The 7,970-nt window shown below is 72.7% G+C and carries 7 protein-coding genes and 2 pseudogenes; 7 read left to right on the top strand and 2 right to left on the bottom strand.

Features of this window, described 5'->3' with window-relative positions:
* The 3 genes and pseudogenes from AKJ13_RS25180 to AKJ13_RS25170 form a co-directional block, all read left to right on the top strand.
* Positions 1 to 200, top strand: a pseudogene (locus AKJ13_RS25180) (tRNA (adenosine(37)-N6)-threonylcarbamoyltransferase complex transferase subunit TsaD); the annotation flags it as partial.
* Positions 197 to 1,051 carry a GNAT family N-acetyltransferase gene (locus AKJ13_RS25175; RefSeq protein ID WP_050735779.1) on the top strand — a complete coding sequence of 285 codons (855 nt, stop codon included), beginning with the start codon at positions 197 to 199 and terminating at the stop codon, positions 1,049 to 1,051. The pseudogene AKJ13_RS25180 and the gene AKJ13_RS25175, both read left to right, overlap by 4 nt.
* Positions 1,048 to 2,040, top strand: a complete 993-nt coding sequence (locus AKJ13_RS25170) for an NAD(P)H-dependent glycerol-3-phosphate dehydrogenase (RefSeq protein WP_050735778.1) — start codon at positions 1,048 to 1,050, stop codon at positions 2,038 to 2,040. Before AKJ13_RS25175 ends, AKJ13_RS25170 begins: the two co-directional genes overlap by 4 nt.
* Before the next feature lie 125 nt (positions 2,041 to 2,165).
* On the opposite strand, the pseudogene AKJ13_RS25165 reads toward AKJ13_RS25170, so the two are convergent.
* A pseudogene (locus AKJ13_RS25165) lies at positions 2,166 to 2,600 on the bottom strand (LysR family transcriptional regulator); the annotation flags it as partial.
* On the opposite strand from AKJ13_RS25165, the gene AKJ13_RS25160 reads away from it, so the two are divergent.
* A complete protein-coding gene (locus AKJ13_RS25160; protein ID WP_144426378.1) occupies positions 2,532 to 2,750 on the top strand; it encodes a hypothetical protein in 219 nt (72 codons plus the stop codon). The pseudogene AKJ13_RS25165 and the gene AKJ13_RS25160 overlap by 69 nt on opposite strands.
* A 90-nt stretch (positions 2,751 to 2,840) precedes the next feature.
* Positions 2,841 to 3,257, top strand: coding sequence for an EVE domain-containing protein (locus tag AKJ13_RS25155; protein WP_050735776.1), 417 nt, complete (start codon positions 2,841 to 2,843; stop codon positions 3,255 to 3,257).
* Positions 3,258 to 3,315: 58 nt separating this feature from the next.
* Here the strand turns inward: AKJ13_RS25155 and AKJ13_RS25150 are convergent, their stop codons facing one another.
* The gene (locus tag AKJ13_RS25150; protein WP_050735775.1) at positions 3,316 to 4,851 is read right to left on the bottom strand and encodes an ATP-binding protein; all 1,536 of its coding nucleotides are present in this window, start codon (positions 4,849 to 4,851) and stop codon (positions 3,316 to 3,318) included.
* 274 nt (positions 4,852 to 5,125) lie between these two features.
* On the opposite strand from AKJ13_RS25150, the gene AKJ13_RS25145 reads away from it, so the two are divergent.
* Positions 5,126 to 5,581, top strand: coding sequence for a (2Fe-2S)-binding protein (locus AKJ13_RS25145; protein ID WP_050735774.1), 456 nt, complete (start codon positions 5,126 to 5,128; stop codon positions 5,579 to 5,581).
* 43 nt (positions 5,582 to 5,624) lie between these two features.
* Positions 5,625 to 7,826: a xanthine dehydrogenase family protein molybdopterin-binding subunit gene (locus AKJ13_RS25140; RefSeq protein WP_050735773.1), complete on the top strand. Its 2,202-nt coding sequence runs from the start codon at positions 5,625 to 5,627 to the stop codon at positions 7,824 to 7,826.
* Positions 7,827 to 7,970: the final 144 nt, after the last annotated feature.

The following is a 7,970-nucleotide window of genomic DNA, read 5'->3' as shown; positions in this document are numbered from 1 at the left end:
CGCTCGCGGCGCTCGCCGGCGAGGCCGGCCTCGGCTTCGTCGCCCCGCCCCTGCCGCTCTGCGGCGACAACGGCGCCATGATCGCCTGGGCCGGGCTGGAGCGGCTGCGCCTCGGGCTCGTGGACGACCTGACCGCCCCGGCCCGCCCCCGCTGGCCGCTCGCCGCCGACCCGGCCCGGGACGCGGTCCCGGCCGGATGAGCGCGGCCGCGGATCGGCGCGCGCATTGGCGGGATCTCGTCGCGCGCCGCCTGCCCGAGGCCGCCCGGCCCGGCTGGCCGGTCCATCTCGACCATTGCTTCGCCCGCATCCTCCTCGATAATGCCTGCGGCGGCCCCTGGCGCGACAGCGTCAAGCCGCCCGCCCACGCCAACATGCCGGCCGACGGCCTGGAGGCCGCCATCGCCCTCGGCGAGGCGGTGCTCGACGGGGGCGCCGACCTCGCCCTGCTGAACCGGCGGTCTCTGGCCTGGCGCGGGAAGATCGCGACTGCCTCGGTGCGCGATGGCCTCCGGGACGGCGACCTGCTCCTGCGCCGCTGGCGCCAGGCGGACACGGCTCCGTTCGCGGCGCTCAACGCCGACCCGGCGGTGATGGAATTCTTTCCTCGGCTGCGGACGGCGCCGGAGAGCGCCGCCGAGGCGGGCAGCTATGACCGGCGCTTCGTGGCGGACGGGTTCGGCCCCTGGGCTTTGGAATGGGACGGGCGGTTCGTCGGCTTCGTCGGCGCGTTCCGGATCATGCGGTCCATGCCGTTCCCGGGGGGCGAGCGGATCGGCGCGACGATCGAGCTGGGCTGGCGCCTCGCCCGGGATGCCTGGGGCCACGGGCTGGCCACCCGGGCCGCGCGGCTGACGCTGGCCGACCTCGCCGGGCGCTGCGGCATCCGGACGGTCGTGGCCTATGCCGCGTCCGGCAATCGCCGCTCGCAGGCGGTGATGGAGCGCCTCGGCATGGTGCGGGCGGAAACGTTCGCGCATCCGGCGGTGCCCGAGGGGCCGCTGCGCAGCCACGTGCTCTATCGGCTCGACCAAGCGGGGGTTTCGGCATGAGCGCACCGATCAACGTCGTCGGCGGCGGCGCCTGGGGGACGGCGCTGGCCAACGCCGCCGCGGCCGCCGGGCACCCGGTCTCCCTCTGGCTGCGCGACCCGGAGGCCGCCGCCCGGCTCGAGGCCGAGCGGGAGAACCCGCGCTACCTGCCGGGGGTGCCGCTCCAGGCGGGCATCCACGCGACCGCCCGGTCCGAAAAGCTCGCCGGCGCCCGGGCGACCCTGCTGGTCGTGCCGGCCCAGACCGTGCGCAGCGTGTTGGAGGCCTTGCGCGATCCCCTGGCCTCGGCGGGGCCGGTGATCCTCTGCGCCAAGGGGATCGAGCGCGGCACCGACAGCTTCTTGAGCGCGGTGGCCGCGCAGGTCCTGCCCCCCGGAACGCCGGTGGCAATCCTGTCCGGCCCGAGCTTCGCGGCCGACGTCGCCCGCGGCCTGCCCACCGCCGTGACCCTGGCGGCCGCCGATCCCGGGCTCGCCGCCGCCTTGAGCACGCTGCTCTCGGGGCCGAGCTTCCGGCTCTACCACACCGATGACGTGCGCGGCGTCGAGATCGGCGGCGCCGGCAAGAACGTGCTGGCCATCGCCTGCGGGATCGTGGCCGGCCGGGGGCTGGGCGAGAGCGCCCGGGCGGCGCTGATCGCCCGCGCCTTCGCCGAGCTGATGCGCTTCGCCCGCGCCTTCGGGGGCCGGCCCGAGACCCTGATGGGCCTGTCGGGCCTCGGCGACCTCGTGCTGACCGCCTCCTCGCCGCAATCGCGCAACTTCGCCTTCGGCCAGCGCCTCGGCGCCGGGGCGACCCCGGAGGCGGCCGCCGGCGGCAAGCTCGCCGAGGGCGCCTTCACGGCCGCAGCCCTCGCCGGCCTGGCGGCGGCACGGGGCATCGAGATGCCGGTCGCCCAGGCCGTGGCGGCGATCGTGGCCGGACAGGCCGGCGTCGAGGACGTGATCGCCGGCCTGCTGGCTCGCCCCCTGCGCGGCGAGACGGATTAGGGTTTCAAAAGGTCCGGGACCGTTTGCGGGTGCAGGGCGCAGCCCTGCGAAGGCCAGGGGCTCCGCCCCCGAACCCCGCAAGAGGGCTGAGCCCTTTGGAAACCCGCATTCGTCGTGCGACCGTCCTAACCCTTCCGGTGCTCTCGGAACGCTGCCGTGATCGCCCGGAGCGCGTCCTTGCTGCGCGGGTCGGTCAGGGACGAGTGCAGCACGAGGGCGAGAGCGGGGATCGGCGGTAGGCCCAGCGCGTCGCCGACATCGATCGCGTCGGCCGGGGCGAGCGGGCGCGGGAAGGCCGAGACCGCCAGGCCGGCCGACAGGGCGGCGCTGATCGCCGCGGTGCCCCCGAGGAACACCGCCGTCCAGGGGATGCCGGCCCGGTCCAGGAGCTGGGTGGCGACGTCCCGGATGGAGCAGCAGGGCGAGGTCGCGGCCAGGCGCAACGGATCGCCGGGCCGGTGCTCGAAATGCGGCGCCGCGAACCAGCCGAAATGCTCCGGCCCCAGGATCTCGCCATCGCCCCGGTCGTCGTCGCTGCGGATGATCGCCGCGTCAACCTCGCGGTGGCCGGGGGCGCGGATCTCACCGAATCGATCGACCGGCAGGCGCTGGTCCGGGCCTTCGACCGGGTGATGCTGCTCTATGGCGGGCTCTGCGCCTGGGCCTGCGCGGGGGCGAGCCGGCTTGTGCTCGGCCGCAACGGGCGGTGAGCGGTTGTCCGCAGGGCCTGTGCGCCCCGGGGAGAGCTGGGCTATGGGGGCCGTGCCGCCGCGACGGGGCGGCCCTCGAGAGACGGCGTGATGGCGTACTGGCTGTTCAAATCCGAGCCCGCGACCTGGTCGTGGGACCAGCAGGTCGAGGCCGGCGCGGCCGGGACGCACTGGAACGGCGTGCGCAACCACCTCGCCAAGAAGCACCTGATGGCCATGCAGGTCGGCGACCGTGGCTTCTTCTACCACTCGAACGAGGGCAAGGCGGTGGTCGGCATCGTCGAGGTGAGCCGGCCCTATTACCCCGACCACACCGACGAGACCGGCCGCTTCGGCATGGTCGATGTGAAGGCCGTCGAGGCCCTGCCCCGGCCGGTGACGCTGGACGCGATCAAGGCGGATCCGGCGCTCTCCGACATGGTGCTGGTGAACAATTCACGCCTGTCGGTACAGCCGGTCACCGAGGCCGAGTGGAACCGCATCCGCGCCCTTGCCGAGGCCCCGTAAGGTCCCGGTTTCAAACGGTCTGAGACCTTTTGCGGGTCCAGGGCGGAGCCCTGGTGTCTCAGGCGGCGCGGTTGAAGGCGTTGCGGGCCGGCACGAAGGCGTCGGCGCCGACGTCGACTGGGGGCAGCGTGTCCATCACCCGGGAGGCCGGCAGGGTGACGATCACCTCGGTGCCCTCCCGCGGCCGCGAGGACAGCTGGAACTGGCCGCCGTGGAGCTCCACCAGCCCCTTCACGATCGGCAGGCCGAGACCCGAGCCCTGCTCGGCGGTCTTGATCGCCAGGGAGCCGCGGCCGAACGAGGACATCACGGTGCCGAGCTCGTCCTCGGGGATGCCGGGGCCGCTGTCCTTCACCGAGACGTATTGCCCGCCGGAGGCGGTCCAGCCGACCTTCAGCCAGATCTCGCCGCCGGGCGGCGTGAACTTCACGGCGTTCGACAGGAGGTTGAGCACGATCTGGCGCAGCGCCCGCTCGTCCGCCCAGAGCCGCGGCAGGGAGCCGTCGACGAGGTCGTGGAAGGTTTGGTTCTTCGCCTTGGCGCGCAGCCCCATCATGTGGCGGCACTCCTCCACGATGTAGGCAAGCTGCACCGCCTCCTCGTTGAGCTCGTAGCGGCCGGCCTCGATCCGCGACAGGTCGAGGATCTCGTTGATCAGGTTGAGGAGGTGCATCCCGCTGTCGTGGATGTCGTTCGAGTACTCGCGGTAGGACGGCGCGGTGTGGATGCCGAACACCTCGTTCTTCATGACCTCCGAGAAGCCCAGGATGGCGTTGAGCGGCGTGCGCAGCTCGTGGCTCATGGTGGCGAGGAAGCGGGATTTGGCGAGATTGGCCTCCTCGGCCCGGCGGCGCGCCTCGTCGGAATTGGCCTTGGCCTGCTCCAGCTCGCCGAACACCGCGTCCTTCTCGGCCCGCGAGCGCAGGGCGCCCACCGTCGAGGCGTAGAGGCGGCGCGACAGGCCCAGGAAGAAGATCTGCGCGCCCCCGGCCATCGCCAGCAGCAGCAGCGCGTCCATGCCCGTGGAGAAGGCGGCGAGCGACGCGGTAGCGAGCGCCAGCGGCACCAGGGCGGTCACCGCCGCCGCCGGCACGGTGGCGGCCAGCATGGTGGTGACGGCCGCCGCGATCACCAGGCCGAACAGCGCGAAGGTCCAGCCGCCGGTGGCGCCCAGCCCGATCATCGCCGACCACGACAGGCTCTGCAGTACCTCGCCGATCAGGAACCGGCGGCGCCAGCGGGCAAGCGGGATCGTCGCCGCGTCGGCCCGCAGGAAGGCCCGGCTCAGCGTGGTGTTGAGCGTGATCATCACGAACACGCCGAGCGCCCAGAGGGCGGCGACGACGGGCGCGATCCAGAAGGTTGCCGCCGTGGCCAGCGCCGCGGCGAACAGGACGAGCGGGATGCCGGCGCCGGCCCGGTACTGAGCGTAATGCCGCAGCAGCTCGTGGTCGAAGGCCCGCTCGAGGCCGGTCTGCGAGGTCAGCTTCTCGCGGGCCGAGCGGATCTCGCGGGCGACACCGAGGCGTCGCGCCGCCTCCTCCGTCGAGGGGCCGCGACCGCGCTGCACCATCTCGACGGTGAGATCGGACATGGGTCTCTTGAAACTCGGCTCGAACGCGGCGGCGAGGCAGCTGGGCGGGGTGGTAATCGCGCCAGGATGGGGCGGATGTCTTAAGAAGCGGCTGCCGAGATCGGTCGGATCTTAGGGATCGGCCTCATCCCGGCGCGAGGCGCTCCGGGTGTCCGTGCGCTGCCACACATCGTTGCCGGGCCGGGGCGGATTACGGTAAACCACACGCGTGGCGGGCCGAGTGCCGCGATCCGGTGCGCGCCGGATTTCGCGTGTCGACCGAGGGCCGCCGACCATGCCGAAGCTCACCGTCAACGGCGTCACCCACGAGGTCGACGCAGACCCGGACATGCCGCTGCTCTGGGTCCTGCGCGACCGCCTCGACGCCACCGGCACCAAGTACGGCTGCGGCATCGCCCAGTGCGGCGCCTGCACGGTCCATCTCGACGGGCAGCCGGTGCGGTCCTGCCAGACGAAGCTCGGCGATGTCGGCACCGCCCAGGTGACGACCATCGAGGGCGTCTCGGGCCGCGTGGCCGAGGCCGTCCAGGCCGCCTGGCGCAAGCTCGACGTCGTGCAGTGCGGCTACTGCCAGTCCGGGCAGATCATGTCCGCGATCGGGCTCCTGTCCGGCAACGCCAAGCCCAGCGACAGCGACATCGACGGCGCCATGGACGGCAACATCTGCCGCTGCGGCACCTACCAGCGCATCCGCGCCGCGATCCACGAGGCCGCGCGCGACCTCGCGTGAAGTCCCTGCCCCTCCCCGCGGTCCTGACCGGAGCATCGCCGCCATGCTGAACGCCCGTCGACCGAACCGTGTCCCGCCCCCCGTCCGGACCAGCCGCCGGGGCTTCCTGGCCGGCGCCGGCGCCATCGTGGTTGCCTTCCGGCTGGACGCGAAACCCGCTCGGGCCGCCGCGGGCCCGGACCTCGCGGGCGTCAAGGCTCAGCCCAACGCCTTCGTGCGGATCGCCCCGGACGACACCGTCACGGTGGTGATCAAGCACCTGGACATGGGCCAGGGGAACACGACCGGGCTGGCCACGATCCTGGCCGACGAGCTCGGCGCCGACTGGAAGACGGTCCGCACCGAGTTCGCGCCCGCGGACGCGACGCTCTACAACAACAGCCTGATGGGCCCGATCCAGGGCACCGGCGGCTCCACCGCGGTGGCCAATTCCTGGTTCCAGCTGCGCAAGGCCGGCGCCGCCGCCCGCGAGATGCTGATGGCCGAGGCGGCCTTCCGCTGGAAGGTCCCGGTCTCGCAGATCACCGTCGCGGACGGCGTGGTGCGCCACGCGGCGTCGGGCCGGCAGGCCCGGTTCGGCGAGCTCGCCGCTTCGGCCGCCTCCCTGCCGGTGCCGTCCGAGCCGCGACTCAAGGATCCGAGCGAGTGGAAACTCATCGGCCAGAAGGTGCCGCGCCTCGATTCCGTGGCCAAGACCAACGGCTCGGCGATCTATTCCCTGGACATCCGCCGCCCGAACCAGGTCACCGCCGTCGTCGCCCGCGCGCCGCGCTTCGGCGCCACCGTGAAGGGTTTGGACGCCGCCGCGGCCCGGAACGTCGCCGGCGTGCTCGACGTGGTCCAGGTCCCCACCGGCGTGGCCGTGATTGCCCGGGACACCTGGGCGGCCATGAAGGGCCGCGAGGCGCTGACCGTCACCTGGGACGACAGCACCGCGGAGACCCGCTCGTCCGAGGCGATCCTCGCCGAGTACCGGGAGCGGGCCAAGGGTCCCGGACTCACGGCCTCCGAGCGCGGCGACCCGCAGGCTGCCCTGAAGGGCGCCGCCAAGGTGATCGAGGCCGAGTTCACCTTCCCCTACCTCGCTCACGCAGCGATGGAGCCCTTGAACGCCACGATCGAAAAGGCGGCCGACGGCGGCTACGACGTCTACGCGGGCTTCCAGTTCCAGACCGTCGAGCAGGCCACGATGGCGGCGATCCTCGGGGTGACGCCCGACCGGGTGCGACTGCACAGCAACTGGGCCGGCGGCTCCTTCGGGCGCCGGGCGACGCCCACCGCCGATTACCTCGCAGAGGCGGCCACCGTCCTGAAGGCGTCGGGTGAGAAGGCCCCCGTGCATCTCGTCTGGACCCGCGAGGACGACATGGCCGGCGGCTATTACCGCCCGACCGTGCTGCACAAGGTCCGGGTCGGCATCGACGCCAAGGGCGCGGTGGTCGGCTGGGACCACGTCATGGTCGGCAAGTCGATCATGATCGGCTCGCCCTTCGAGGCGATGATCGTCAAGAACGGCATCGACTCGACCACTGTCGAGGGCGCCTCCGACACGCCCTACGCGCTGCCGGCCTACCGCTTCGGCGTCCATAACGGTCGCGAGGGCGTGCCGGTCCTGTGGTGGCGCTCGGTCGGCCACACCCACACGGCCCACGTGATGGAGGTGATGATCGACGAGCTGGCCCATGCCGCCGCCGTCGATCCGGTGGCCTACCGGCTCTCCCTCCTGGCCCAGGCGCCCCGGCTCTCCGGTGTGCTCAAGCTCGCCGCCGACAAGGCCGGCTGGAGCGCCAAGCCGCAGGATTCGGGCCGCGGCCTCGGGGTAGCGGTCCACGAATCCTTCGGCTCCTACGTCGCCATGGTGGCGGACGTGACCGCGCAGGATGCCGGGATCCGGGTGAACCGGATCGTGGCGGCGGTGGATGTCGGCGTCCCGGTCAACCCGGACGTGATCCGCGCCCAGGTCGAGGGCGCGGTCGGCTTCGCCCTGTCGGCGGTCCTGCGCAACCGCATCACCCTCAAGGACGGGCAGGTGCAGGAGCACAATTTCGACGCCTACGAGCCGACCCGGATGAGCGAGATGCCGAAGGTCGAGGTGCATATCGTGCCGAGCCAGGCCGCCCCCACCGGCATCGGCGAGCCGGGCGTGCCCGTGCTGGCGCCGGCCATCGCCAACGCGGTGTTCTCCGCCACCGGCCGGCGCCTGCGCGCCCTGCCCCTCGACCTCTCCGGCGTGAAGGGCGCGTGACGAATCGCACGGCGCGCCTGTCCGCCCCGGCGTAGGAGGAAGGGGCCTTCCCCCCAAGGCAAGAGACCCGACTGACGACGGCGCGGCGCGACACCGCGCCGTTTTTTTTGGCGCCGTTTTTTTTGGTTTCTGCGCGGCCGCTGG

The sequence above is a fragment of the Methylobacterium sp. ARG-1 genome, assembly GCF_001262595.1.
Taxonomy (GTDB): Bacteria; Pseudomonadota; Alphaproteobacteria; order Rhizobiales; family Beijerinckiaceae; genus Methylobacterium; species Methylobacterium brachiatum.
The sequence above is the reverse complement of the archived record's forward strand: the minus strand, read 5'-3'. Positions and strand labels throughout refer to the sequence as shown.